This is a genomic window from Burkholderia sp. WP9 (assembly GCF_900104795.1).
In the GTDB taxonomy this organism is placed as follows: Bacteria; Pseudomonadota; Gammaproteobacteria; order Burkholderiales; family Burkholderiaceae; genus Paraburkholderia.
In genome coordinates, this window is the sequence record NZ_FNTG01000001.1 from 3,949,629 (window position 1) to 3,970,513 (window position 20,885).

Sequence of the window (20,885 nt, forward strand, 5' to 3'; positions counted from 1 at the left end):
GAAGAGAAACATGGCTAAAGGTAAATTCGAACGGACCAAGCCGCACGTGAACGTCGGCACGATCGGTCACGTTGACCACGGCAAGACCACGCTGACGGCAGCGATCACGACGGTTCTGACGCAGAAGTTTGGCGGCGAAGCGAAGGCATACGACCAGATCGACGCGGCGCCGGAAGAAAAGGCACGTGGTATCACGATCAACACGGCACACGTCGAGTACGAAACGGCCAACCGCCACTACGCACACGTCGACTGCCCGGGCCACGCTGACTATGTGAAGAACATGATCACGGGCGCAGCGCAGATGGACGGCGCGATCCTGGTGTGCTCGGCCGCTGACGGCCCGATGCCGCAAACGCGTGAGCACATCCTGCTGGCGCGTCAGGTTGGCGTTCCGTACATCATCGTGTTCCTGAACAAGTGCGACATGGTGGACGACGCTGAGCTGCTGGAGCTGGTCGAGATGGAAGTTCGCGAACTTCTGTCGAAGTACGACTTCCCGGGCGACGAAACGCCGATCATCAAGGGTTCTGCCAAGCTGGCGCTGGAAGGCGACAAGGGCGAGCTGGGCGAAGTGGCGATCATGAATCTGGCCGACGCGCTGGACACGTACATCCCGACGCCGGAGCGCGCAGTTGACGGCGCATTCCTGATGCCGGTGGAAGACGTGTTCTCGATCTCGGGTCGCGGCACGGTGGTGACGGGTCGCGTTGAGCGCGGCGTTGTGAAGGTTGGCGAGGAAATCGAAATCGTCGGTATCAAGCCGACGGTGAAGACGACCTGCACGGGCGTGGAAATGTTCCGCAAGCTGCTCGACCAGGGTCAGGCAGGCGACAACGTCGGTATCCTGCTGCGCGGCACGAAGCGTGAAGACGTGGAGCGTGGCCAGGTTCTGGCCAAGCCGGGTTCGATCAACCCGCACACGCACTTCACGGCTGAAGTGTACGTGCTGAGCAAGGATGAAGGCGGTCGTCACACGCCGTTCTTCAACAACTACCGTCCGCAGTTCTACTTCCGTACGACGGACGTGACGGGCTCGATCGAGTTGCCGAAGGACAAGGAAATGGTGATGCCGGGCGACAACGTATCGATCACGGTGAAGCTGATCAACCCGATCGCGATGGAAGAAGGTCTGCGCTTCGCAATCCGCGAAGGCGGCCGTACGGTTGGCGCAGGTGTGGTCGCCAAGATTCTCGAGTAAAATCGCGGATTGACGTATTTGCTGTAAGTGGTGCCCGGAGCCGGGCGCCCGCCCTCAGCGGGCATCCGGCTCTACGTTCTTTTACTGTCTGGCGGTGCAATATCGCCTCGCTCTTTCCAAGGAATTGTCATGCAGAACCAGAAAATCCGTATTCGCCTGAAGGCTTTCGACTATCGCCTGATCGATCAATCGGCTGCTGAAATCGTCGACACGGCAAAGCGGACTGGCGCAATCGTTCGTGGTCCGGTTCCCCTGCCGACCCGTATTCAACGCTTCGACATCCTGCGTTCGCCGCACGTCAACAAGACGTCGCGCGACCAGCTCGAAATCCGTACGCACCAACGTCTGATGGACATCGTCGATCCGACGGATAAGACCGTTGACGCATTGATGAAGCTGGACCTGCCGGCTGGCGTGGACGTGGAAATCAAGCTGCAATAAGGCTTCAAAGCGTTGCCTGGCGTACCTGGCAACGCTAAGTCATTGATTGCTTGCGGAAAACGAGAGGCCTCGCTATAATAGTGGGCTTTTCGCGCATTTGCGCAAAAAAGTCGGTGTGCTGCAGCATGAATTCATGCCCGAAACGGCACCGGCATTTTGTAAATTAGCCCCGACCAATCGCAGTCGGGAATGGAGAAAACGATGAGCCTTGGACTCGTAGGTCGCAAGGTTGGCATGACCCGTATCTTCACGGCAGAAGGGGATTCGATTCCCGTTACCGTGCTGGACGTGTCCGACAACCGCGTGACGCAGATCAAGACTGTTGAAACCGACGGCTACACGGCCGTGCAGGTTGCATTCGGTACGCGCCGTGCATCGCGCGTGACGAAGCCGTTGGCCGGTCATCTCGCCAAAGCCGGTGTTCAAGCCGGTGAAATCCTCAAAGAATTCCAGATCGATGCTGCCAAGGCTGCCGAGTTGTCGAACGGCACCGTGGTCGGTCCCGACCTGTTCGAAGTAGGCCAGAAGGTCGACGTGCAAGGCGTGTCGATCGGTAAGGGCTACGCCGGTACCATCAAGCGTTACAACTTCGCATCCGGCCGTGCATCGCACGGTAACTCGCGCTCGCACAACGTGCCGGGTTCGATCGGTATGGCGCAGGATCCGGGTCGTGTTTTCCCGGGTAAGCGCATGACCGGTCACATGGGTGACGATACGGTAACCGTGCAAAACCTCGAAATCGCTCGTATCGACGCTGACCGCAAGCTGTTGCTGGTCAAGGGCGCCGTTCCGGGTGCGAAGGGTGGCAAGGTATTCGTTACGCCGGCCGTGAAGACGCGTGCCGTGAAAGGAGCGAAATAATGGAACTTAAGCTCCTGAATGCCAATGGTCAGGAAGGTGCAGGCGTTAGCGCGTCGGACGTCGTGTTCGGCCGCGATTACAACGAAGCCCTGATTCACCAGGTGGTGGTGGCGTATCAAGCGAATGCCCGTAGCGGTAACCGCGCGCAGAAGGACCGTGAGCAAGTCAAGCACACGACCAAGAAGCCGTGGCGCCAGAAGGGTACGGGTCGCGCCCGTGCCGGTATGTCGTCGAGCCCGTTGTGGCGCGGCGGTGGCCGGATCTTCCCGAATTCGCCGGAAGAAAACTTTTCGCACAAGGTCAACAAGAAGATGCATCGCGCAGGTCTCTGCTCGATCTTCTCGCAGCTGGCCCGCGAAGGCCGTATCTCGGTAGTCGACGAGCTGACGCTCGAAGCGCCGAAGACGAAGCTGCTGGCCGAAAAATTCAAGGCGATGGGTCTCGACTCCGTGCTGGTGATTACCGACACGGTTGACGAAAACCTGTACCTCGCGTCGCGCAACCTCGCCCATGTGGCAGTTGTCGAGCCGCGTTACGCCGACCCGCTGTCGCTGATCTACTTCAAGAAGATCCTGATCACGAAGGCTGCGGTCGCCCAGATCGAGGAGTTGCTGTCATGAGCGAGATTCGCAAGAACGATCATCGTTTGATGCAGGTCCTGCTCGCGCCGGTGATCTCCGAAAAGGCGACGCTGGTGGCCGACAAGAACGAGCAAGTCGTGTTCGAAGTCGCGCCCGATGCCACGAAGCAGGAAGTGAAAGCTGCAGTCGAGCTGCTGTTCAAGGTGGAAGTCAATTCCGTCAACGTGCTGGTCTCGAAGGGCAAAGCCAAGCGCTTTGGCCGCTTCATGGGCAAGCGCAAGGACGTGAAGAAGGCGTATGTCTGCCTGAAGCCCGGCCAGGAAATCAACTTTGAAGCGGAGGCCAAGTAATCATGGCAATCGTTAAAGTTAAGCCGACTTCGCCGGGCCGCCGTGCGATGGTCAAGGTGGTCAACAAGGATCTGCATAAAGGCAAGCCGTTCGCACCGCTGCTCGACTCGCAATCCACGACCGCCGGCCGTAACAACAACGGCCACATCACGACCCGTCATAAGGGTGGTGGTCACAAGCATCACTATCGTGTCGTCGATTTCCGTCGCAACAAGGACGGTATCGCAGCGAAGGTCGAACGCCTTGAGTACGATCCGAACCGTAGCGCGAACATTGCGCTGGTTCTGTACGCAGACGGCGAACGCCGCTACATCATCGCTCCGAAGGGTATCACCGTCGGTCAGCAACTGATGTCAGGTTCGGAAGCGCCGATTCGTGCAGGCAACACGCTGCCGATCCGCAACATTCCGGTCGGTACGACGATTCACTGCATCGAAATGCTGCCTGGCAAGGGCGCGCAAATGGCGCGTTCGGCTGGTACGTCGGCGATGCTGCTGGCTCGTGAAGGCATCTACGCACAGGTCCGCCTGCGCTCGGGTGAAATCCGCCGCGTCCACGTTGAGTGCCGCGCGACGATTGGTGAAGTTGGCAACGAAGAGCATAGCCTCCGTCAAATCGGTAAGGCTGGCGCGAACCGCTGGCGCGGTATCCGCCCGACGGTGCGTGGCGTTGCAATGAACCCGGTCGATCACCCGCACGGTGGTGGTGAAGGCAAGACGGCTGCAGGTCGCGATCCGGTGAGCCCGTGGGGCACACCTGCTAAGGGTTATCGCACCCGCAGCAACAAGCGCACGACGAGCATGATCGTCCAGCGCCGTCACAAGCGTTAAGGAGTAGGCAATGGCACGTTCTGTAAAAAAAGGTCCGTTCTGCGACGCCCATTTGCTGAAGAAAGTTGAGGCGGCAGCAGCTTCGCGGGATAAGAAGCCGATCAAAACCTGGTCGCGTCGCTCGACGATCCTCCCGGATTTCATCGGTCTGACGATCGCCGTTCATAACGGCCGTCAACACGTTCCGGTGTACATCTCGGAAAACATGGTCGGCCACAAGCTTGGCGAGTTCGCACTGACCCGTACGTTCAAGGGTCACGCAGCCGACAAGAAGGCTAAGAAATAAGGGGCTCATGATGGAAGTGAAAGCAATTCATCGCGGTGCCCGCATCTCGGCGCAGAAAACGCGCCTTGTGGCTGACCAGATCCGCGGTTTGCCGGTCGACAAGGCGCTGAACGTTCTGACGTTTTCGCCGAAGAAGGCTGCGGGAATCGTGAAAAAGGTCGTGCTGTCGGCGATCGCGAATGCGGAGCATAACGAAGGCGCCGATATCGATGAGCTCAAGATCACGAGCATCTACATCGACAAGGCTGCGTCGCTCAAGCGTTTTACCGCGCGCGCTAAAGGCCGCGGTAACCGCATCGAGAAGCAATCCTGTCACATCACTGTGACGGTCGGGAATTAAGGGGTCATACGATGGGACAGAAAATTCATCCGACTGGCTTCCGTTTGGCCGTCAGCCGCAATTGGGCGTCGCGTTGGTACGCGAACAACAACAATTTCGCGGCGATGTTGCAGGAAGACATCGGTGTTCGTGAATACCTGAAGAAAAAGCTGAAGAACGCGTCCGTCGGCCGCGTTGTGATCGAGCGTCCTGCAAAGAACGCCCGTATCACGATTTTCAGCTCGCGCCCGGGTGTCGTGATCGGTAAGAAGGGTGAAGACATTGAACTGCTGAAGTCCGAGCTGCAAAAGCGCATGGGCGTTCCGGTTCACGTCAACATCGAAGAAATCCGCAAGCCGGAAACCGATGCGCAACTGATCGCGGATTCGATCACGCAACAGCTCGAGCGCCGGATTATGTTCCGCCGCGCGATGAAGCGTGCGATGCAAAACGCGATGCGTCTGGGTGCTCAAGGCATCAAGATCATGAGCGCTGGCCGCCTGAACGGTATCGAAATCGCTCGTACGGAATGGTATCGCGAAGGTCGCGTGCCGCTTCATACGCTGCGTGCTGATATCGACTACGCAACGTCGGAAGCAAAGACGACGTACGGCATCATCGGCGTGAAGGTGTGGGTCTACAAGGGCGACACGCTCGGCCGCAACGACGCACCGGTGGTTGAAGAAGTCGCCGAAGAAAAGCGTCCGCGCCGCAACGCACGTCCGGGTGGCGATCGCCGTCCGCGTCGCGATGGTGAAGGTGGTGGCCCGGCAGGTGCACGCCGTGGCGCTCCCCGTCGTGCTGGCGGTGCCGGCGACGGCGGGAAGACTGGAGAATAACGATGCTGCAACCGAAACGCAGAAAGTATCGCAAAGAGCAGAAGGGTCGTAACACCGGTATCGCTACCCGCGGCAACGCGGTGTCGTTCGGTGAGTTCGGCCTGAAGGCTATCGGTCGTGGTCGCTTGACCGCGCGCCAGATTGAAGCGGCACGTCGTGCAATGACGCGTCACATCAAGCGTGGTGGCCGCATCTGGATCCGCATCTTCCCGGACAAGCCGATCTCGCACAAGCCGGCTGAAGTACGGATGGGTAACGGTAAAGGTAACCCTGAGTACTACGTCGCAGAGATTCAACCGGGCAAGATGCTGTACGAAATGGACGGCGTAACCGAAGAGCTGGCACGCGAAGCGTTCCGTCTGGCTGCAGCTAAGCTGCCGCTCAAGACGACGTTTATCGTGCGTCAGCTCGGCGCCTAAGGAGCAAATGATGAAGGCTTCCGAACTTCACCAGAAAGATCAGGCCGCGCTCAACAAGGAGCTGTCGGACCTGTTGAAGGCGCAATTCGGCCTGCGCATGCAACTCGCGACCCAGCAGCTCACGAACACGAGCCAGCTGAAGAAGGTTCGTCGCGACATCGCACGTGTGCGGACCGTCCTGACTGAGAAGGCGAACCAGAAATGAACGATAGCGTAAAAACCTCGCTCAAGCGGACGCTGGTCGGCAAGGTCGTCAGCAACAAGATGGACAAGACGGTCACCGTGCTGGTTGAGCACCGCGTGAAGCACCCGATCTACGGCAAGTACGTTGTGCGTTCGAAGAAGTACCACGCGCACGACGATGCGAACACGTACAACGAGGGCGACCTCGTTGAAATCCAGGAAACGCGTCCGATTTCGAAGACGAAAGCTTGGGTTGTGGCTCGCCTGGTCGAGGCTGCTCGCGTCATCTGACGCCGCAATGTTGTAGAAGTAATTGAAATCGCAGTAAGTTTCGCTTGCAAGACCGAGATTATTTGTTATAATCTCGGTCTTCCCTCTTTTATGGGAGCCCCGTCGCGGGCGAAGTTGGTGGGGGAAGCGGATCGGGCGCCAGTCTGTTCCGAAGGATTCACCGGATTGCGATGGCGGGTTTCGTTTGCCGTCGCTGCTGTTCATACCCAAGCAGCCGATTGGCTGACGGGACCAAGACTGACCGGGTACGCCATGGTGGTGTGGCCGGATTAAGTTGGGAAAGATAAACCATGATCCAGACCGAAACTCGGCTTGAAGTGGCCGACAACACGGGTGCACGTGAAGTCATGTGCATCAAGGTGCTCGGCGGCTCGAAGCGTCGTTATGCCAGCATTGGCGACATCATCAAGGTGACCGTCAAAGAAGCAACGCCGCGCGGGCGCGTGAAGAAAGGCGAAATTTATAACGCCGTGGTGGTTCGCACCGCCAAGGGCGTGCGCCGTCAGGACGGCTCGCTGATCAAGTTCGATGGCAACGCCGCTGTGTTGTTGAATGCCAAGCTCGAACCTATTGGCACCCGTATTTTCGGGCCTGTCACGCGCGAGTTGCGCAGCGAACGATTCATGAAGATCGTTTCGTTGGCACCTGAAGTGCTGTAAGGAGTCGCGATGAACAAGATTCGCAAAGGTGACGAAGTTATCGTCATCACCGGCAAAGATAAAGGCAAGCGCGGCGTCGTGCTGTCCGTTGGCGAAGGCAAAGTGATTGTCGAGGGTATCAACCTCGTCAAGAAGCACGTCAAGCCGAACCCGATGAAGGGTACGACGGGCGGTGTGGAAGCCAAGACGATGCCGCTGCAAATTTCGAACGTCGCATTGGTCGACGCGAATGGCAAGGCGTCGCGTGTAGGCATCAAGGTCGAGGGAGACAAGAAAGTCCGTTTCCTTAAAACGACCGGTGCCGAGCTGAGCGCCTGACGCTGCGGAGTAAAAAAATGGCTCGTTTGCAAGAGTTTTACAAAGAAAAGGTTGTACCCGGCCTCATCGAGAAGTTCGGTTACAAGTCCGTGATGGAAGTGCCGCGCATCACCAAGATCACCCTGAACATGGGTCTTGGCGAAGCCGTTGCTGACAAGAAGATCATCGAAAACGCCGTTGGCGACCTGACGAAGATCGCAGGCCAGAAGCCGGTGATCACGAAGGCACGCAAGGCAATCGCTGGCTTCAAGATCCGTCAAGGCTATCCGATCGGTGCAATGGTCACGTTGCGTGGTCAAGCAATGTACGAATTTCTGGACCGTTTCGTGACGGTCGCGCTCCCCCGTGTGCGTGACTTCCGTGGCGTGTCGGGTCGTGCATTCGATGGTCGCGGCAACTACAACATCGGTGTGAAAGAGCAGATCATTTTCCCCGAAATCGACTACGACAAGATCGACGCACTGCGTGGGCTGAACATCAGCATCACGACGACTGCGAAGACCGACGACGAAGCAAAGGCTCTGCTCGCCAGCTTCAAGTTCCCGTTCAGAAACTGAGGTTACCGTGGCTAAACTGGCACTGATCGAACGTGAAAAGAAGCGTGCTCGCCTGGCCGCTAAGTACGCTCCCAAGCGTGCAGAGCTGAAAGCGATCATCGGCGATATGAGCAAGTCGGACGAAGAGCATTACGCAGCACGTCTGGAACTGCAACAACTGCCGCGCAACTCTAATCCGACCCGTAAGCGCAATCGTTGCGCAATTACCGGTCGCCCGCGTGGCACGTTCCGTAAATTCGGGCTGGCGCGTAACAAGATTCGCGAAATCGCGTTTCGCGGCGAGATCCCTGGCCTGACCAAGGCGAGCTGGTAATAGGAGAAACGTAAATGAGCATGAGTGATCCTATCGCCGATATGCTGACTCGCATCCGCAATGCGCAGATGGTTGAGAAAGTCTCGGTGACTATGCCCTCGTCGAAAGTCAAGGTTGCGATTGCGCAGGTCCTGAAGGACGAAGGCTATATCGATGATTTCGCAGTGAAGTCCGAAGGTGCGAAGTCTGAATTGAACATCGTGTTGAAGTACTACGCTGGCCGTCCGGTCATCGAACGCATTGAACGCGTTTCGAAGCCTGGTCTGCGTGTGTACCGCGGCCGTAACGACATCCCCGTGGTCATGAATGGCCTCGGCGTGGCAATTGTGTCGACGCCGAAGGGCGTGATGACGGACCGCAAGGCGCGTGCAACGGGCGTTGGCGGCGAAGTCATCTGCTACGTCGCTTAAGGCCGAAAGGAGAGAAACATGTCTCGAGTAGGTAAAAGCCCGGTCGCGCTGCAAGGCGCAGAAGTGGCCCTGAGCGACGATCGCATCACCGTCAAGGGCCCGCTGGGTACGATTACGCAGGCGGCAAACCGCCTCGTGAAAGTGGTGAACGACAACGGCACGCTGAATTTCGAGCCGGTTGACGAAAGCCGCGAAGCGAATGCGATGTCGGGCACGATGCGCGCACTGGTTGCGAACATGGTGAACGGCGTGACGAAGGGTTTCGAGCGCAAGCTGACGCTGGTTGGCGTTGGCTACCGCGCACAGGCGCAAGGCGACAAGCTGAACCTGTCGCTGGGTTTCTCGCACCCTGTGGTGCACCAGATGCCGGAAGGCGTCAAGGCTGAGACCCCGACGCAAACCGAAATCGTGATCAAGGGGATCAACAAACAACAAGTTGGCCAGGTCGCTGCAGAAGTGCGCGGCTATCGCCCGCCGGAGCCCTATAAGGGCAAGGGTGTGCGTTACGCCAATGAGGTTGTGATCCTCAAAGAAACGAAGAAGAAGTAAGGGTGCGCAATCATGGATAAGACTCAATCTCGCCTGCGCCGCGCTCGTCAGACGCGTATCAAGATCGCTGAGCTGCAGGTCGCGCGTCTCGCCGTGCATCGCACGAACACGCACATCTATGCGCAAGTGTTCTCGCCGTGCGGCACCAAGGTGCTCGCCAGCGCGTCGACGCTCGAGGCCGAAGTGCGTGCGCAATTGGCTGATCAAACGGGCAAGGGCGGCAACGTCGCTGCTGCCACGCTGATCGGTAAGCGCATCGCAGAAAAGGCTAAGGCTGCCGGCATCGAATCCGTCGCCTTCGACCGTTCGGGTTTCCGTTACCACGGCCGCGTGAAAGCGCTGGCTGATGCGGCGCGCGAAGCCGGACTCAAGTTCTAAGGGAAGAATTCGTCATGGCAAAGATGCAAGCGAAAGTTCAGGCTGACGAACGCGACGACGGCCTGCGCGAAAAGATGATTTCGGTCAACCGCGTGACCAAGGTTGTGAAGGGCGGCCGGATTCTCGGTTTCGCCGCACTGACCGTGGTTGGCGACGGCGATGGCCGCATCGGCATGGGCAAGGGTAAAGCGAAGGAAGTTCCGGTTGCTGTTCAAAAGGCAATGGAACAAGCTCGCCGTAACATGTTCAAGGTGCCGCTGAAGAACGGTACGTTGCAACACGAAGTGCATGGTAAGCACGGCGCATCCGCAGTTCTCCTCGCTCCGGCGAAGGACGGTACGGGCGTGATCGCTGGTGGCCCGATGCGCGCAGTGTTCGACGTAATGGGCGTGCAAAACGTGGTTGCTAAGAGCCACGGTTCGACGAACCCGTACAACCTCGTTCGTGCAACGCTCGACGGTCTGCGCAAGCAGTCCACGCCGGGCGACATCGCGGCGAAGCGCGGCAAGTCCGTCGAAGATATTCTGGGCTAAGGTGGACACCATGTCTGATAAAACTGTCAAGGTCCAGCTCGTCAAGAGCCTGATCGGCACCCGTGAGACGCACCGTGCAACGGTGCGTGGCTTGGGCCTGCGCCGACTCAACTCGGTTAGCGAGTTGCAGGACACGCCGGCTGTGCGCGGCATGATCAACAAGGTTTCGTACCTCGTTAAGGTCATCAGCTAAGCGGCTGACCAGGACTCAAGGAGTTGATAATGGAATTGAATAACCTGAAGCCGGCTGAAGGCTCGAAGCACGCTAAGCGTCGCGTCGGCCGTGGTATCGGCTCCGGTCTGGGCAAGACGGCTGGCCGCGGTCACAAGGGTCAGAAGTCGCGCTCAGGCGGCTTTCACAAGGTTGGCTTCGAAGGCGGTCAAATGCCGCTGCAACGTCGCCTGCCGAAGCGTGGCTTTACTTCGCTGACGAAGGAATTCGTTGGTGAGGTGCGTCTCTCGGATCTGGAAAAGCTGCCGGTCGATGAAATCGATCTGCTGGCTCTGAAGCAGGCCGGCTTGGTCGGCGAGTTGATCAAGAGCGCCAAGATCATCGCGACGGGCGAGCTCAAGCGCAAGGTCGTTGTGAAGGGTCTGGGTGCGACGAAGGGTGCGCGCGCTGCTATCGAAGCAGCCGGCGGCTCTTTTGCCGAGTAACGCGCAAGCTAATTGCCGTCACTAGCATTTGCATCGGAGAAGGTACTTGGCTAACAGCCCGAGTCTCGCAAAACCCGGTCGCGGCGCGGCGAAGTTCGGCGATCTGCGTCGGCGGGCAGTGTTCCTGCTGCTGGCGCTGATCGTCTACCGTATCGGCGCGCATATTCCGGTGCCGGGTATTGACCCGGACCAGCTGGCAAAGCTTTTCCAAAGCCAGTCGGGCGGCATCCTTGGCATGTTCAACATGTTTTCGGGTGGCGCACTTTCGCGGTTCACGATTTTTGCGCTGGGGATCATGCCGTATATTTCGGCGTCGATCATCATGCAGTTGCTGGCGATTGTCTCGCCGCAGCTCGAAGCGCTGAAAAAGGAAGGGCAAGCGGGTCAACGGAAGATTACGCAGTACACGCGTATCTTCACGGTCCTGCTGGCGACGTTCCAGGCGTTCGGCATTGCCGTGGCGTTGGAAAATCAGCCTGGCCTGGTGATTGATCCGGGAATGGTTTTTCGGTTGACGACGGTCGTGACGCTGGTGACCGGCACGATGTTCCTGATGTGGCTGGGTGAGCAGATCACGGAGCGCGGGCTTGGCAACGGTATCTCGATCATTATTTTCGGCGGGATTGCAGCGGGCTTCCCGAATGCAATCGGTGGTCTTGTTTCGCTGGTGCAAACCGGTTCGATGAGTCCGATATCCGCGATTATTGTCGTCGCGCTGATTGCTGCTGTGACGTATCTGGTGGTGTTCATCGAACGCGGCCAGCGCAAGATTCTTGTGAACTACGCAAAGCGGCAAGTCGGTAACAAGATTTACGGCGGTCAGTCTTCGCATTTGCCGCTGAAATTGAACATGTCGGGCGTGATTCCGCCGATCTTTGCATCGTCGATCATTCTCTTCCCGGCAACCATCCTGAACTGGTTTAGTTCGGGGTCGCGTACCAGCTGGTTCGCAGACACGTTGCACAACGTGGCCGAAGCCCTTAAGCCCGGTCAACCCGTGTACGTGTTGCTGTACGCGTTGGCGATCGTTTTCTTCTGTTTCTTCTACACCGCACTGGTGTTCAACAGCAGAGAGACGGCCGACAACCTGAAAAAGAGTGGCGCTTTCGTCCCAGGCATCCGCCCGGGCGATCAAACGGCCCGATACATTGACCGCATCCTCACGCGTCTGACGCTGGCCGGTGCGATCTACATCGTGTTCGTTTGTCTGCTGCCCGAGTTTCTGGTGCTGCGCTGGAACGTGCCGTTTTATTTTGGTGGAACGTCGCTGCTGATCATTGTCGTCGTCACAATGGATTTCATGGCGCAGGTGCAGTCGTACGTTATGTCGCAACAGTATGAATCGCTGCTGAAGAAAGCTAATTTCAAAGGCGGCGGCGTCCCGATGCGTTGAAAGGACTTATGGCCAAAGACGATGTGATCCAGATGCAGGGTGAAGTCATCGAAAACCTGCCTAATGCTACCTTCAGGGTGAAGCTGGAAAACGGCCATGTCGTATTGGGACACATATCTGGGAAGATGCGGATGCACTACATCCGGATCTTGCCGGGCGACAAGGTGACGGTTGAATTGACGCCTTACGATCTGTCGCGTGCGCGGATCGTGTTCCGGGCGAAGTGATTTGAAAAAAGGGTAATATCATGAAAGTGATGGCATCGGTTAAGCGCATTTGCCGCAATTGCAAGATCATCAAGCGCAAAGGCGTTGTGCGCGTGATTTGCAGCTCTGATCCGCGCCACAAACAGCGTCAAGGCTGAACGCCGCGCTTTTGCTTGCGCTTTTTGTTTGAGGAAAAACAATGGCTCGTATCGCAGGGGTTAACATCCCGAATCACCAGCATACCGAAATCGGCCTCACGGCTATCTACGGTATCGGCCGCACGCGCTCGCGCGACATTTGCGTCGCTGCTGGTGTGGCATTTTCGAAGAAGGTCAAAGACCTGAACGACGCAGACCTCGAAAAGCTGCGTGAAGAAGTCGGCAAGTTCATCGTTGAAGGCGATCTGCGCCGTGAAACGACGATGAACATCAAGCGCCTGATGGATCTCGGCTGCTACCGTGGCGTTCGGCATCGTAAGGGCTTGCCCCTGCGCGGCCAACGTACGCGTACGAATGCCCGTACGCGCAAGGGTCCGCGTCGTGCAGCGCAATCGCTGAAGAAGTAAGCGGAACTGACAGTTACAGGAAAACGTAATGGCTAAGGCTTCGAACAACTCCGCGGCGCAACGCGTTCGCAAGAAGGTCAAGAAGAACGTCGCCGAGGGCGTGGTTCACGTTCACGCGTCGTTCAATAACACCATCATCACGATCACTGATCGTCAAGGCAATGCACTTGCTTGGGCAACGTCGGGTGGTCAGGGCTTCAAGGGTTCGCGTAAGTCGACCCCGTTTGCAGCCCAGGTGGCAGCCGAATCGGCTGGCCGCGTGGCGATGGAATACGGCGTGAAGAACCTCGAAGTGCGGATCAAGGGCCCCGGTCCTGGCCGTGAGTCGGCGGTGCGCGCGTTGCATGGTCTTGGCATCAAGATCACCGCGATCTCCGACGTGACTCCCGTCCCGCACAACGGCTGCCGTCCGCCGAAGCGTCGTCGTATCTAAGACGCTTGTTTTGCCAGCGCCTGTTGCCGCCCTGCGCGGCGGCAGGCTGCTTGCGCTATTGAATTGACTAAGCCCACCGTTCGACCCAAAGGGTTCGGACTAGCGCGAATGCATGCATTCGCGTGATTAATCATAGAAGGAATCAACGTGGCACGTTATATCGGCCCTAAGGCCAAGCTGTCCCGCCGTGAAGGCACTGACCTTTTCCTGAAGAGCGCCCGTCGTTCGCTCGCTGACAAGTGTAAGCTTGACAGCAAGCCCGGCCAGCACGGCCGCACCTCGGGTGCACGTACGTCCGACTACGGCACGCAGTTGCGCGAAAAGCAAAAAGTAAAGCGCATCTACGGCGTCCTCGAGCGCCAATTTCGCCGTTACTTCGCTGAAGCTGACCGCCTGAAGGGCAACACGGGTGAAAACCTGCTGCAACTGCTCGAATCGCGTCTGGATAACGTCGTGTATCGCATGGGCTTCGGCTCGACGCGCGCTGAAGCGCGTCAGCTGGTGAGCCACAAGGCGATCACGGTGAACGGCGTTGTGTCGAACATCCCGTCGATGCAAGTGAAGGCTGGCGACGTAGTTGCTGTCCGCGAACAGAAGAAGAAGCAGGCGCGTATTCTTGAAGCGCTGTCGCTGGCTGAGCAAGGCGGTCTGCCGAGCTGGGTCGCTGTTGATTCGAAGAAGTTCGAAGGCACGTTCAAGCAGAAGCCGGAACGCAGCGACATCGCTGGCGATATCAACGAAAGCCTGATCGTCGAATTGTATTCGCGGTAATCGGATTAACGGCCGGGGCACCTCGATTGCGCTAAGCAAGGGGGCGTCTCGGCTGTTTATTTTCAGGTTGTTACCGGTCAGCCTTATCGGTGTAACGAGCCGAGGGTATTGAAAAGGAAAACCTATGCAAACCAGTTTGTTGAAGCCCAAGATCATCGCTGTTGAATCGCTTGGTGAGAGCCACGCGAAAGTGGTCATGGAACCGTTTGAACGCGGTTACGGCCACACCTTGGGTAACGCGCTCCGGCGCGTGCTGCTGTCGTCGATGGTGGGCTATGCGCCGACCGAAGTGACGATCGCAGGCGTCGTGCATGAGTATTCGACGCTCGACGGTGTGCAAGAGGATGTGGTCAACCTGTTGTTGAACCTGAAGGGCGTGGTCTTCAAGCTGCATAATCGTGACGAAGTGACGGTTACGCTGCGCAAGGAAGGCGAAGGCGTTGTCACCGCTGGCGACATCGAACTCGCGCACGATTGCGAAGTGATCAACCCGGATCACGTGATTGCGCATCTGTCGAAGGGCGGCAAGCTCGACGTGCAGATCAAGGTCGAAAAGGGCCGCGGCTATGTGCCGGGCAATGTGCGTCGTTATGGCGAAGAGTCGGCCAAGATCATCGGCCGTATCGTGCTGGATGCGTCGTTCTCGCCGGTTCGCCGCGTGAGCTATGCCGTGGAAAGCGCCCGCGTCGAACAGCGTACCGACCTCGACAAGCTCGTGATGAACATCGAAACCAACGGTGTGATTTCGCCGGAAGAAGCGATCCGTCAATCGGCGCGCATTCTGGTCGATCAACTGTCGGTCTTCGCTGCTCTGGAAGGCACCGAAGCAACGGCTGAAGCGCCGTCGCGCGCGCCGCAGATCGATCCGATCCTGCTGCGCCCGGTTGATGATCTCGAACTGACGGTTCGTTCCGCGAACTGCCTCAAGGCCGAGAACATTTACTACATCGGCGACCTGATCCAGCGCACGGAAAACGAGCTGCTCAAGACGCCGAATCTGGGCCGCAAGTCGCTGAACGAAATCAAGGAAGTACTGGCGTCGCGTGGTTTGACGCTCGGCATGAAACTCGAGAACTGGCCGCCGGCTGGTCTGGACAAGTAATCCCGGGGCAGAACCCCGTCGCTGCACTGGCAAAGACGCGGATTTTCCTTTAAAATCCGCGTCTTGTCTTTTTTCACTACCGGCCCGTGCACTCGCTACCGTTGGGAAACCGCGGGAAGTTCGAGAGCGATAGAAGAGCTGGACCAAAACTTTGAATCGAAGGAATTAACATGCGTCACCGTCATGGTTTGCGGAAACTGAACCGCACGAGCAGCCACCGTCTGGCAATGCTCCGTAATATGTCCAACTCGCTGATCGAGCACGAAGTCATCAAGACCACGCTGCCGAAGGCGAAAGAACTCCGTAAAGTCGTCGAGCCGCTGATCACGCTCGGCAAGAAGCCGTCGCTGGCAAATCGTCGTCTGGCATTCAACCGCCTGCGCGATCGTGACTCGGTCACGAAGCTGTTCGAAGTTCTGGGCCCGCGTTACGCTACCCGTCCGGGCGGCTACCTGCGCGTGCTGAAGTTCGGCTTCCGCGTTGGCGACAACGCTCCGATGGCACTGGTCGAACTGCTCGACCGTCCGGAAGTTGAAGAAGTCGAAGTGCAAGAAGCTGAGTAAGCTTTTTAGCATCAAAAGAAAGCCAGGCGCCAAGCCTGGCTTTTTTGTTTCCAGCGCCATAACGCGCGCGCCAGAATGCGGTGCGCGCGGCCATCTGCCGCATCGCCGCCGCGGCGCCGTCTGCGGTAGGGCAAGGCTAGGTGATACGATATCGGCACCTGAATCGTGCCTGGCCGGAGCCATCTGTGAGCGTGAATGTGACCTTGATTCTGACGACGGTGCCTGACGCGGCCGTGGCTCAGAAGCTTGCTGCGGATGCCTTGGCCACACGGCTATGCGCCTGCGTCACGCAGCTAGGTGCCGTGCAGTCCAGCTATCACTGGCAGGGCGCGATCGAAACGGCGCACGAGATCCAGTTGCTGTTCAAGACTAGCGCGGCGCGTGCGCTTGAACTCGAGCAGTTCATTCAGGCTCACCATCCCTACGACACGCCGGAGATCCTCTCGTGGCAAGCGACGGCATCGGCCGCGTACGGCCAGTGGATCTCTGCTGAAACTCAACGTACCCTCCATGTTTAACGGTCTCGACCGACGCGCGCGCAATGCGCTGCGTACGCTATTTTTCCTAGTTGGTTGCGTGATTTTTGCGCAGTTCGGCACGCTGGCTCGTGCTGCGGATGACTTCCTTGATCCGGCGGTCGCCTTCAAATTCAGCGCGAAGGAGAGGCCCGGCGAAGTCGACGTGACCTACAGGATCGCGGATGGCTACTACATGTACCGCGAGCGCTTCGCCTTCGCGACCCGCAACGGAACGACCACGATCGGTGAGCCGCAATTGCCCGCCGGGCACGTCAAGTTCGATCAGACCTTTAACAAGGACGTCGAGACGTATCGGAACGAATTGACGATCCGGATTCCCGTTAAGCAAGCGGCCGGACCATTTGATCTGGCGGTGACGTCGCAGGGTTGTGCCGATGCCGGCATCTGCTACCCGCCTATGGAGCGCGTGTACCACGTCAGCGGCGCGGCTCTGCAACCGGCTGGCAGCGCGCAAGGCCCGAGCGCCAATGGTGCGCAACAATCGGCCGCCGCAAGCACCTCATGGTTTGAGCGTGCCACCAGCGCGGACTACGCGCAGTCGCTGCTGCAAGGCGGCGGCTTCTTCGCGATCGTCGGACTTTATTTCATCGCCGGCGCAGTGCTGAGTCTGCTCCCTTGTTCGTATCCGATGATTCCGATTCTTTCGGCGATCATTATCGGAGAAGGTGCGCGAGTGACACGTGCTCGCGGATTTTCGCTGTCGGCGGCCTACGTGATCGGTATGGCGCTCGTGTACACGGCGCTTGGCATAGGCGCAGCGCTGATCGGGCAAAGCCTCGGCGCGTGGTTGCAGAATCCGTGGGTGCTGGGTGCTTTTGCCGTGCTGCTGACGATTTTCGCGCTGACCCTGATCGCCGGCTTCGACATCGCGCTTCCGCAGCGTTGGCAGGACGGCGTCTCGCGCGCATCGGCGGGACGCTCCGGAGGCAAGTTTGCAGCGGTTGCCGTGATGGGCGGGCTGTCCGCACTGGTGGTCGGCGCCTGCATGACCGCTCCGCTCTTCGCAGTGCTGGCGTTCATTGCGCATACGGGCGACGCGCTGCTCGGCGGCGCGGCACTATTTTCGATGGGACTTGGCTTGGGCGTGCCGCTGCTGATTCTCGGTCTTGGCGCGGGCACGCTGTTGCCGCGCGCCGGCGCATGGATGGACGGCGTCAAGGTGTTCTTCGGCGTGGTGTTGCTCGCGGCGGCGCTGTGGATCGTCTGGCCGGTGCTGGGCGCGGCGGCGACCATGCTCTTGAGCGCGCTCTGGTTGCTGGTCGCCGCTGTCTCCCTCGGTTTGTTCGCGGCACCGGCCGCGCAGGCTTCCGTGTGGCGCCGGCTCGGCCGCGGTATCGGCGTCGCGCTGGCCGTCTGGGCAGCGGTCCTGCTGGTCGGGCTGGCGGCGGGTTCATCGGATCCTCTGCGCCCGCTTGCCGTCCTGGCGGCGCGCGGCGGCGAGGCGGGCGTCGCGGGCGCTTCGAATAAGCCGGGCAGCGCGCCGCAGAGCGATCTGACGTTCGCCCAGGTTCGGTCATCGAATGAACTCGACGAGGCTGTCAAAACGGCTGCACAGCCCGCTATGCTCGATTTTTACGCCGACTGGTGCGTCAGCTGTAAAGAAATGGAGAAATTCACCTTCAGCGACGCTCGTGTCCAGGCGAAATTGAAGCAGATGAATCTGCTGCGCGCCGACGTCACCGCCAATAACGCCGACGATCAGACGTTGCTCAAGCGTTTCAGCCTGTTCGGGCCGCCGGGGATCATCTTCTTCGATCGGAGTGGCAAGGAAGTGCTGCGCGTCGTCGGATATGAGTCAGCGGATAAGTTCTTGCGCAGTCTGGACCGGGCGCGTGAGCCCGGGGCATGACGGCTTATGAGGGGCCCGCTACGGCGCCTGGCGTGTCTGCGGTAGTCAGCGGCACGCGGTGACCGTAGGGCGCGTCTTGCAGCCGCGGCGAAAAGCCGAAGCGGATCACCACGATCGCCGGCTCGTCGAGAGCCGGCGTATCGCTCAATCGGATTTCGGTTCTGATTCGCGGCCGGCTGGAGACTTCCCTGAAACGGGGAATTGAGCGCGCAACGCAGCGTGTCGAGCTGAATGTCGAGGGCAAGACGATCGCCGTCGAATTCGATTAGCGAGTACCCATGCACCGCGAGACGCGAACTAACCATGACTTCGCAGAGACTGACGGTGCGCGCCGACTCAAGCGTCAAACAAAAAACGGAGGCTCGACTCACCGGCCGGCCTCCGTTTATCCCAACGTCTGAGCCGCCGCGAAAGGCGGCGTGTCGGGTTACTTCTGCGAACGCAAAATCCGCGCGGCATCCAATGCGAAATAGGTCAGCACACCATCCGCGCCGGCCCGCTTGAACGCCAGTAGCGATTCCATCATCGCCTTGTCATGATCGAGCCAGCCGTTCTGCGCGGCCGCTTTCAGCATGGCGTACTCGCCGCTCACCTGGTACACGTACGTCGGGAACTGGAACTCGTCCTTCACGCGGCGCACGATATCCAGATACGGCATGCCTGGCTTGACCATCACCATGTCCGCGCCTTCGTTGATGTCCGCTTGCACTTCGCGCAGCGCTTCATTCGAATTGGCCGGGTCCATCTGGTAGGTCATCTTGTTGCTTTTGCCGAGGTTCGTGGCGGACCCTACGGCATCGCGGAACGGGCCGTAAAACGCCGACGCGAACTTGGCGGCATAAGCCATGATGCGAGTATGGACGTGATCTTCGCTCTCGAGCATCTCGCGGATGGCGCCGATGCGGCCGTCCATCATGTCCGACGGCGCGACGATATCGACGCCCGCTTCAGCCTGTGCACGTGCCTGCTCGACCAGAATCTCGACTGTCTCGTCGTTGATGACGTAGCCGGCTTCGTCGAGCACGCCGTCTTGGCCGTGGCTCGTGTACGGATCGAGTGCGACATCGGTCAGGACGCCCAGTTCGGGGAAGTTCTTTTTGAGTTCGCGAACCGCGCGCGGAATCAGACCGGCCGGGTTGGTTGCTTCGCGGCCGTCAGGCGTTTTCAGTGCAGGTTCGATGGCGGGAAACAGCGACAGCACCGGCACGCCCAATTCGACGCATTGCTCGGCCACGCCCATCAGCAGATCCACCGAGACGCGCTCGACGCCCGGCATCGACGGAACGGCTTGCCGCACGTTCGTGCCTTCGACGATAAAGACCGGGTAGATCAGATCGTTGGTGGTGAGGATATTTTCCCGCATCAGACGACGCGAGAAGTCGTCGCGGCGCATGCGGCGCGGACGGTGGTGGGGATAGAAGCTCATAGACGAATCGAAGAAACGTGGATGTGTGGAGTGGCCAAGTAACGCCTGTCTCCGCTGCCGGAAACTTTTCGAGACAATGGTATATCATACCGATCGAGCAAGGCGCCTTGCGCTGACCTCCCCGCTTCTCCTCCCTGAGCGGGTGCCTGTCGTTTTTTCGATTAGGCTGTTTGACCCGCCGTTAAAGCGGCGGGTTTTTTTATGGGCGGCCGCAATAGCGTTTTCTCCTATCCGGCGGCGCTCTCCTCGCTTACTGAGGCGCGTCTGCTTCGCCCTTCGCGTCGGGGATCAGCCAGCTTTCGATCAACTCGTGCGCTTCGTCGATACCGACGCGTTTGAGCGCCGAGAACAACTGGGCAGTCAATTCCCCGCGATAGCCGGCGGCGCGATATTCAGCCAGACCCTTCTGCGTTGCGCGCAGCGCATTCACGCTTTCCTGGCGGGTCAATTTGTCGCACTTGGTGAGCAGCGTGTGGATCGGCTTGCCGGTCGGCGCGAACCATTCGATCATGCGGCGATCCAGATCCGTCAACGGGCGGCGCGAGTCCATCATCAGGATCATGCCGCGCAATTGCGAGCGCGACTGCAGATAGGTGGACAGCAGCGCTTCCCAATGCGCTTTGGCCGCGCCCGGCACTTCCGCGTAGCCGTAGCCCGGCAGATCGACCAGATGCGCGGTCGGCTCGTCCGCCTTGCCCACCGAAAAGTAATTGATGTGCTGCGTGCGGCCCGGCGTCTTACTGGCGAAGGCCAGCCGCTTCTGATTACACAGAATATTGATGGCCGTCGACTTGCCTGCGTTCGAGCGCCCCGCGAAGGCGATCTCGGGTTGCGAAGTGGCCGGCAGATCACGCAAGTGATTGACGGTCGTGAAAAAGCGGGATTGGTGGAGCAGGAAGGACATGATCAGGCCAGGATTCGAGACGCCGGGGAACCCGGAGTGGGGACGGGTCAAGCCCGACTGGCGTCTTAGCGATTAGCGAGTTATTGTACAATACGATGGTTTACTGAAAACCTGAGGGGGCCAGCCCACGTGCCTTGGCGGCTCCTGGCGGTCACTCGG

The 20,885-nt window shown here is 59.0% G+C and carries 35 protein-coding genes; 32 read left to right on the forward strand and 3 right to left on the reverse strand.

Going from position 1 to position 20,885, the window contains the following annotated elements; all coding sequences use genetic code 11:
* The first annotated feature begins 10 nt into the window (after positions 1 to 10).
* From tuf to dsbD, 32 genes are all read left to right on the forward strand, one after another.
* On the forward strand, positions 11 to 1,201 hold the full coding sequence (gene tuf, locus BLW71_RS17575; RefSeq protein ID WP_007180138.1) for an elongation factor Tu: 1,191 nt from the start codon (positions 11 to 13) through the stop codon (positions 1,199 to 1,201).
* Positions 1,202 to 1,330: 129 nt separating this feature from the next.
* On the forward strand, positions 1,331 to 1,642 hold the full coding sequence (rpsJ, locus tag BLW71_RS17580; protein WP_006998489.1) for a 30S ribosomal protein S10: 312 nt from the start codon (positions 1,331 to 1,333) through the stop codon (positions 1,640 to 1,642).
* Positions 1,643 to 1,843: 201 nt separating this feature from the next.
* Complete coding sequence (rplC, locus tag BLW71_RS17585) at positions 1,844 to 2,503, forward strand: 50S ribosomal protein L3 (protein WP_007180137.1); 660 nt, start codon at positions 1,844 to 1,846, stop codon at positions 2,501 to 2,503.
* Positions 2,503 to 3,123, forward strand: a complete 621-nt coding sequence (rplD, locus tag BLW71_RS17590; protein ID WP_007180136.1) for a 50S ribosomal protein L4 — start codon at positions 2,503 to 2,505, stop codon at positions 3,121 to 3,123. The genes rplC and rplD overlap by 1 nt, the downstream gene beginning before the upstream one ends.
* Positions 3,120 to 3,434, forward strand: coding sequence for a 50S ribosomal protein L23 (gene rplW / locus BLW71_RS17595; protein WP_007180135.1), 315 nt, complete (start codon positions 3,120 to 3,122; stop codon positions 3,432 to 3,434). The genes rplD and rplW overlap by 4 nt, the downstream gene beginning before the upstream one ends.
* Positions 3,435 to 3,436: 2 nt before the next feature.
* Complete coding sequence (rplB, locus tag BLW71_RS17600) at positions 3,437 to 4,264, forward strand: 50S ribosomal protein L2 (protein ID WP_091798350.1); 828 nt, start codon at positions 3,437 to 3,439, stop codon at positions 4,262 to 4,264.
* 10 nt (positions 4,265 to 4,274) lie between these two features.
* Positions 4,275 to 4,550, forward strand: coding sequence for a 30S ribosomal protein S19 (gene rpsS, locus BLW71_RS17605; protein ID WP_004199273.1), 276 nt, complete (start codon positions 4,275 to 4,277; stop codon positions 4,548 to 4,550).
* Between the two features lie 7 nt (positions 4,551 to 4,557).
* Positions 4,558 to 4,890: a 50S ribosomal protein L22 gene (gene rplV / locus BLW71_RS17610; protein ID WP_007180133.1), complete on the forward strand. Its 333-nt coding sequence runs from the start codon at positions 4,558 to 4,560 to the stop codon at positions 4,888 to 4,890.
* Between the two features lie 11 nt (positions 4,891 to 4,901).
* Positions 4,902 to 5,708 (forward strand): 30S ribosomal protein S3, encoded by an 807-nt coding sequence (gene rpsC, locus BLW71_RS17615; RefSeq protein WP_007180132.1) that lies wholly within the window; start codon positions 4,902 to 4,904, stop codon positions 5,706 to 5,708.
* A 2-nt stretch (positions 5,709 to 5,710) separates the two neighbouring features.
* Positions 5,711 to 6,127 carry a 50S ribosomal protein L16 gene (gene rplP / locus BLW71_RS17620; RefSeq protein ID WP_007180131.1) on the forward strand — a complete coding sequence of 139 codons (417 nt, stop codon included), beginning with the start codon at positions 5,711 to 5,713 and terminating at the stop codon, positions 6,125 to 6,127.
* Positions 6,128 to 6,137: 10 nt separating this feature from the next.
* Entirely contained in the window at positions 6,138 to 6,332 is a 195-nt protein-coding gene (gene rpmC / locus BLW71_RS17625) for a 50S ribosomal protein L29 (protein ID WP_007180130.1), read from the forward strand.
* A complete protein-coding gene (rpsQ, locus tag BLW71_RS17630) occupies positions 6,329 to 6,601 on the forward strand; it encodes a 30S ribosomal protein S17 (protein ID WP_007180129.1) in 273 nt (90 codons plus the stop codon). The genes rpmC and rpsQ overlap by 4 nt, the downstream gene beginning before the upstream one ends.
* A gap of 290 nt (positions 6,602 to 6,891) precedes the next feature.
* Entirely contained in the window at positions 6,892 to 7,260 is a 369-nt protein-coding gene (rplN, locus tag BLW71_RS17635; RefSeq protein ID WP_006052212.1) for a 50S ribosomal protein L14, read from the forward strand.
* A gap of 9 nt (positions 7,261 to 7,269) precedes the next feature.
* Positions 7,270 to 7,578: a 50S ribosomal protein L24 gene (gene rplX, locus BLW71_RS17640; RefSeq protein WP_006052213.1), complete on the forward strand. Its 309-nt coding sequence runs from the start codon at positions 7,270 to 7,272 to the stop codon at positions 7,576 to 7,578.
* Between the two features lie 17 nt (positions 7,579 to 7,595).
* The gene (rplE, locus tag BLW71_RS17645) at positions 7,596 to 8,135 is read left to right on the forward strand and encodes a 50S ribosomal protein L5 (protein ID WP_006052214.1); all 540 of its coding nucleotides are present in this window, start codon (positions 7,596 to 7,598) and stop codon (positions 8,133 to 8,135) included.
* Positions 8,136 to 8,142: 7 nt separating this feature from the next.
* The gene (gene rpsN, locus BLW71_RS17650; RefSeq protein WP_006052215.1) at positions 8,143 to 8,448 is read left to right on the forward strand and encodes a 30S ribosomal protein S14; all 306 of its coding nucleotides are present in this window, start codon (positions 8,143 to 8,145) and stop codon (positions 8,446 to 8,448) included.
* A 14-nt stretch (positions 8,449 to 8,462) separates the two neighbouring features.
* Positions 8,463 to 8,858, forward strand: a complete 396-nt coding sequence (gene rpsH, locus BLW71_RS17655) for a 30S ribosomal protein S8 (protein ID WP_006052216.1) — start codon at positions 8,463 to 8,465, stop codon at positions 8,856 to 8,858.
* 18 nt (positions 8,859 to 8,876) lie between these two features.
* Positions 8,877 to 9,407: a 50S ribosomal protein L6 gene (gene rplF, locus BLW71_RS17660; protein WP_012434569.1), complete on the forward strand. Its 531-nt coding sequence runs from the start codon at positions 8,877 to 8,879 to the stop codon at positions 9,405 to 9,407.
* Between the two features lie 12 nt (positions 9,408 to 9,419).
* On the forward strand, positions 9,420 to 9,785 hold the full coding sequence (rplR, locus tag BLW71_RS17665) for a 50S ribosomal protein L18 (protein ID WP_006052218.1): 366 nt from the start codon (positions 9,420 to 9,422) through the stop codon (positions 9,783 to 9,785).
* 14 nt (positions 9,786 to 9,799) lie between these two features.
* Complete coding sequence (rpsE, locus tag BLW71_RS17670; protein ID WP_007180127.1) at positions 9,800 to 10,318, forward strand: 30S ribosomal protein S5; 519 nt, start codon at positions 9,800 to 9,802, stop codon at positions 10,316 to 10,318.
* 10 nt (positions 10,319 to 10,328) lie between these two features.
* Positions 10,329 to 10,511, forward strand: coding sequence for a 50S ribosomal protein L30 (gene rpmD, locus BLW71_RS17675; protein ID WP_007180126.1), 183 nt, complete (start codon positions 10,329 to 10,331; stop codon positions 10,509 to 10,511).
* 29 nt (positions 10,512 to 10,540) lie between these two features.
* Positions 10,541 to 10,975: a 50S ribosomal protein L15 gene (rplO, locus tag BLW71_RS17680; protein WP_007180125.1), complete on the forward strand. Its 435-nt coding sequence runs from the start codon at positions 10,541 to 10,543 to the stop codon at positions 10,973 to 10,975.
* Between the two features lie 46 nt (positions 10,976 to 11,021).
* A complete protein-coding gene (secY, locus tag BLW71_RS17685) occupies positions 11,022 to 12,368 on the forward strand; it encodes a preprotein translocase subunit SecY (protein ID WP_091798353.1) in 1,347 nt (448 codons plus the stop codon).
* A gap of 8 nt (positions 12,369 to 12,376) precedes the next feature.
* The gene (infA, locus tag BLW71_RS17690; RefSeq protein ID WP_004521905.1) at positions 12,377 to 12,595 is read left to right on the forward strand and encodes a translation initiation factor IF-1; all 219 of its coding nucleotides are present in this window, start codon (positions 12,377 to 12,379) and stop codon (positions 12,593 to 12,595) included.
* Positions 12,596 to 12,615: 20 nt separating this feature from the next.
* Positions 12,616 to 12,732, forward strand: coding sequence for a 50S ribosomal protein L36 (gene rpmJ, locus BLW71_RS17695; protein WP_004199844.1), 117 nt, complete (start codon positions 12,616 to 12,618; stop codon positions 12,730 to 12,732).
* Positions 12,733 to 12,773: 41 nt separating this feature from the next.
* A complete protein-coding gene (gene rpsM, locus BLW71_RS17700) occupies positions 12,774 to 13,139 on the forward strand; it encodes a 30S ribosomal protein S13 (RefSeq protein WP_006052223.1) in 366 nt (121 codons plus the stop codon).
* Positions 13,140 to 13,167: 28 nt separating this feature from the next.
* Positions 13,168 to 13,572 carry a 30S ribosomal protein S11 gene (rpsK, locus tag BLW71_RS17705; protein WP_006052224.1) on the forward strand — a complete coding sequence of 135 codons (405 nt, stop codon included), beginning with the start codon at positions 13,168 to 13,170 and terminating at the stop codon, positions 13,570 to 13,572.
* A gap of 147 nt (positions 13,573 to 13,719) precedes the next feature.
* A complete protein-coding gene (gene rpsD / locus BLW71_RS17710; protein WP_007180123.1) occupies positions 13,720 to 14,343 on the forward strand; it encodes a 30S ribosomal protein S4 in 624 nt (207 codons plus the stop codon).
* A 124-nt stretch (positions 14,344 to 14,467) separates the two neighbouring features.
* Positions 14,468 to 15,445: a DNA-directed RNA polymerase subunit alpha gene (locus tag BLW71_RS17715; protein ID WP_028199575.1), complete on the forward strand. Its 978-nt coding sequence runs from the start codon at positions 14,468 to 14,470 to the stop codon at positions 15,443 to 15,445.
* Positions 15,446 to 15,615: 170 nt separating this feature from the next.
* Positions 15,616 to 16,008, forward strand: coding sequence for a 50S ribosomal protein L17 (gene rplQ, locus BLW71_RS17720; protein ID WP_006052227.1), 393 nt, complete (start codon positions 15,616 to 15,618; stop codon positions 16,006 to 16,008).
* A 185-nt stretch (positions 16,009 to 16,193) separates the two neighbouring features.
* Positions 16,194 to 16,526, forward strand: coding sequence for a divalent-cation tolerance protein CutA (cutA, locus tag BLW71_RS17725; protein ID WP_091798356.1), 333 nt, complete (start codon positions 16,194 to 16,196; stop codon positions 16,524 to 16,526).
* A complete protein-coding gene (gene dsbD / locus BLW71_RS17730) occupies positions 16,519 to 18,396 on the forward strand; it encodes a protein-disulfide reductase DsbD (RefSeq protein ID WP_091798359.1) in 1,878 nt (625 codons plus the stop codon). The genes cutA and dsbD overlap by 8 nt, the downstream gene beginning before the upstream one ends.
* Before the next feature lie 4 nt (positions 18,397 to 18,400).
* Here dsbD and BLW71_RS41680 read toward each other — a convergent pair whose 3' ends face one another.
* The 3 genes from BLW71_RS41680 to yihA form a co-directional block, all read right to left on the reverse strand.
* A complete protein-coding gene (locus tag BLW71_RS41680) occupies positions 18,401 to 18,544 on the reverse strand; it encodes a hypothetical protein (protein ID WP_177205056.1) in 144 nt (47 codons plus the stop codon).
* A gap of 279 nt (positions 18,545 to 18,823) precedes the next feature.
* Positions 18,824 to 19,822: a porphobilinogen synthase gene (gene hemB, locus BLW71_RS17735; RefSeq protein WP_091798361.1), complete on the reverse strand. Its 999-nt coding sequence runs from the start codon at positions 19,820 to 19,822 to the stop codon at positions 18,824 to 18,826.
* Between the two features lie 250 nt (positions 19,823 to 20,072).
* Complete coding sequence (gene yihA / locus BLW71_RS17740; protein ID WP_091798364.1) at positions 20,073 to 20,726, reverse strand: ribosome biogenesis GTP-binding protein YihA/YsxC; 654 nt, start codon at positions 20,724 to 20,726, stop codon at positions 20,073 to 20,075.
* Positions 20,727 to 20,885 lie beyond the last annotated feature (159 nt).

Bases quoted from the DNA above. Each gene is read 5' to 3' on its own strand.
- rplE (WP_006052214.1), top strand. From the start codon at position 7,596: ATGGCTCGTTTGCAAGAGTTTTACAAAGAAAAGGTTGTACCCGGCCTC.
- rpsC (WP_007180132.1), top strand. From the start codon at position 4,902: ATGGGACAGAAAATTCATCCGACTGGCTTCCGTTTGGCCGTCAGCCGC.
- rpsH (WP_006052216.1), top strand. From the start codon at position 8,463: ATGAGCATGAGTGATCCTATCGCCGATATGCTGACTCGCATCCGCAAT.
- rplR (WP_006052218.1), top strand. From the start codon at position 9,420: ATGGATAAGACTCAATCTCGCCTGCGCCGCGCTCGTCAGACGCGTATC.
- rplD (WP_007180136.1), top strand. From the start codon at position 2,503: ATGGAACTTAAGCTCCTGAATGCCAATGGTCAGGAAGGTGCAGGCGTT.
- BLW71_RS17715 (WP_028199575.1), top strand. From the start codon at position 14,468: ATGCAAACCAGTTTGTTGAAGCCCAAGATCATCGCTGTTGAATCGCTT.
- rplN (WP_006052212.1), top strand. From the start codon at position 6,892: ATGATCCAGACCGAAACTCGGCTTGAAGTGGCCGACAACACGGGTGCA.
- rplQ (WP_006052227.1), top strand. From the start codon at position 15,616: ATGCGTCACCGTCATGGTTTGCGGAAACTGAACCGCACGAGCAGCCAC.
- infA (WP_004521905.1), top strand. From the start codon at position 12,377: ATGGCCAAAGACGATGTGATCCAGATGCAGGGTGAAGTCATCGAAAAC.
- yihA (WP_091798364.1), bottom strand. From the start codon at position 20,726: ATGTCCTTCCTGCTCCACCAATCCCGCTTTTTCACGACCGTCAATCAC.
- rpsJ (WP_006998489.1), top strand. From the start codon at position 1,331: ATGCAGAACCAGAAAATCCGTATTCGCCTGAAGGCTTTCGACTATCGC.
- rplC (WP_007180137.1), top strand. From the start codon at position 1,844: ATGAGCCTTGGACTCGTAGGTCGCAAGGTTGGCATGACCCGTATCTTC.
- rpmC (WP_007180130.1), top strand. From the start codon at position 6,138: ATGAAGGCTTCCGAACTTCACCAGAAAGATCAGGCCGCGCTCAACAAG.
- dsbD (WP_091798359.1), top strand. From the start codon at position 16,519: ATGTTTAACGGTCTCGACCGACGCGCGCGCAATGCGCTGCGTACGCTA.
- tuf (WP_007180138.1), top strand. From the start codon at position 11: ATGGCTAAAGGTAAATTCGAACGGACCAAGCCGCACGTGAACGTCGGC.
- rpsQ (WP_007180129.1), top strand. From the start codon at position 6,329: ATGAACGATAGCGTAAAAACCTCGCTCAAGCGGACGCTGGTCGGCAAG.
- rplB (WP_091798350.1), top strand. From the start codon at position 3,437: ATGGCAATCGTTAAAGTTAAGCCGACTTCGCCGGGCCGCCGTGCGATG.
- rplV (WP_007180133.1), top strand. From the start codon at position 4,558: ATGATGGAAGTGAAAGCAATTCATCGCGGTGCCCGCATCTCGGCGCAG.
- rplP (WP_007180131.1), top strand. From the start codon at position 5,711: ATGCTGCAACCGAAACGCAGAAAGTATCGCAAAGAGCAGAAGGGTCGT.
- rplO (WP_007180125.1), top strand. From the start codon at position 10,541: ATGGAATTGAATAACCTGAAGCCGGCTGAAGGCTCGAAGCACGCTAAG.
- rpmD (WP_007180126.1), top strand. From the start codon at position 10,329: ATGTCTGATAAAACTGTCAAGGTCCAGCTCGTCAAGAGCCTGATCGGC.
- rpsE (WP_007180127.1), top strand. From the start codon at position 9,800: ATGGCAAAGATGCAAGCGAAAGTTCAGGCTGACGAACGCGACGACGGC.
- rpsM (WP_006052223.1), top strand. From the start codon at position 12,774: ATGGCTCGTATCGCAGGGGTTAACATCCCGAATCACCAGCATACCGAA.
- rplW (WP_007180135.1), top strand. From the start codon at position 3,120: ATGAGCGAGATTCGCAAGAACGATCATCGTTTGATGCAGGTCCTGCTC.
- rpmJ (WP_004199844.1), top strand. From the start codon at position 12,616: ATGAAAGTGATGGCATCGGTTAAGCGCATTTGCCGCAATTGCAAGATC.
- rpsS (WP_004199273.1), top strand. From the start codon at position 4,275: ATGGCACGTTCTGTAAAAAAAGGTCCGTTCTGCGACGCCCATTTGCTG.
- rplF (WP_012434569.1), top strand. From the start codon at position 8,877: ATGTCTCGAGTAGGTAAAAGCCCGGTCGCGCTGCAAGGCGCAGAAGTG.
- rpsK (WP_006052224.1), top strand. From the start codon at position 13,168: ATGGCTAAGGCTTCGAACAACTCCGCGGCGCAACGCGTTCGCAAGAAG.
- hemB (WP_091798361.1), bottom strand. From the start codon at position 19,822: ATGAGCTTCTATCCCCACCACCGTCCGCGCCGCATGCGCCGCGACGAC.
- rplX (WP_006052213.1), top strand. From the start codon at position 7,270: ATGAACAAGATTCGCAAAGGTGACGAAGTTATCGTCATCACCGGCAAA.